This window comes from Desulfocucumis palustris (assembly GCF_002933875.1).
Lineage (GTDB): Bacteria > Bacillota > Desulfotomaculia > Desulfotomaculales > Desulfocucumaceae > Desulfocucumis > Desulfocucumis palustris.
The window spans coordinates 1-1,272 of the sequence record NZ_BFAV01000137.1 but is presented as its reverse complement, the minus strand read 5'-3'; the positions used below and the strand labels follow the sequence as shown (position 1 = coordinate 1,272).

Annotated in this window: 2 protein-coding genes; one reads left to right on the top strand and one right to left on the bottom strand. The window is 43.2% G+C overall.

The genetic code is table 11. The features are described from left to right. Window positions 1–597: IS630 family transposase (locus DCCM_RS11810; RefSeq protein ID WP_128739146.1), on the top strand; the 597-nt coding region annotated here is incomplete at its 5' end. Here the strand turns inward: DCCM_RS11810 and DCCM_RS11805 are convergent. Further along, window positions 576–1,157, bottom strand: a complete 582-nt coding sequence (locus tag DCCM_RS11805) for a hypothetical protein (protein WP_104372604.1) — start codon at window positions 1,155–1,157, stop codon at window positions 576–578. The two genes, DCCM_RS11810 and DCCM_RS11805, sit on opposite strands and share 22 nt — an antisense overlap. Between the last annotated feature and the right edge of the window lie 115 nt (window positions 1,158–1,272).

The window sequence follows — 1,272 nt, the reverse complement described above, 5'->3', positions numbered from 1 at the left end:
CAATATTGCAGACTATATCCGGTCATCTGCATGGACGAAAAACCGTACCAACTTCTTGATGAAACCAGGGAACCGATACCGATGAAGCCCGGGAAGGCTGAACGCCGGGACGGAGAATATGTTAGAAACGGAACCTGCAGCATCTTTGTCTTCACAGAACCGCTGGCTGGTTGGAGGCAGGTGACGGCCTGTGAAAGAAGAACTCGGGTTGACTGGGCAAATCAAGTCCGGGAAGTGCTTGAGGTTTATTATCCCAAAGCGCATAAAATCCGATTAGTAATGGATAACCTGAACACTCATACCATGGCATCGCTTTACGAAGCATTTACGCCGGATGTAGCCAGGAATCTGGCCAAACGCTTGGAAATCCACTACACACCGAAGCACGGTAGTTGGCTCAACATAGCCGAAATCGAACTGAGCGTAATGACCAAACAGTGCCTGGATCGCCGGATTTCTTCAATTGATTCCCTCCGTCTTGAACTAGCGGAATGGGAAACCGCAAGAAATAGAAACCAAAAAGGTGTTGACTGGCAGTTCACGACCGATGATGCAAGAATCAAACTAAAGCGGCTTTATCCACAGTTTAAGAGTTGACACTGTACTAGTACTGTTATTGTCTTAGCAGCATTTGACATAAAGCAGGGAAAGTAATAACGCACAGTCATATTTAAAGTATCCGAGTAACTCACGTCGTTACCAGTTACCCCCTTCGTGGAATAATCGGGCACATGAACTTGAACTCTATCTGTCTCCATAACAACTACCGATGGCTCCACGGCATCACCAACATTTACTATCCACTCGTTGTTAACCAACACTACGGGGTAGGTCTTTATGCGCTCTTCACCAGCCAAAACATACCTAACTTTAACGTTAACCATGTCTTCGCCACACTTCTCACTAGATAGTATAGTTATCTTTTCTGCAATCATTGCTTGTTCATGTTGCAGCTCGATAGTATTTCTTCGCACATCTTCGCTCATCCATTTGTCTATGGAAACTCTATTCAAAGTGTCATAATCTTTATTTTGAACTGCCGTAAAAAAATCATAAACACTTTGTTCGGCAGACTCTATTTCATTGGAATATTCCGATGAAGGTACCTGTTCGGTAGACTTTTCTTCATTAGCATAAACCAATGTACTCAAAGACATTACAAAAATCACCGTAAGCGTAAGCGATTAAAAACAGAGTGCCTTTAAACATGAACTCAAATCGGTTATAATGGCGATCGTCAACTGGAGGATTATTTTTTGCATTCAGCCTGTA

Coding starts and splice junctions, on each gene's coding strand:
- DCCM_RS11805 (WP_104372604.1), bottom strand. CDS start 1,157: ATGTCTTTGAGTACATTGGTTTATGCTAATGAAGAAAAGTCTACCGAA.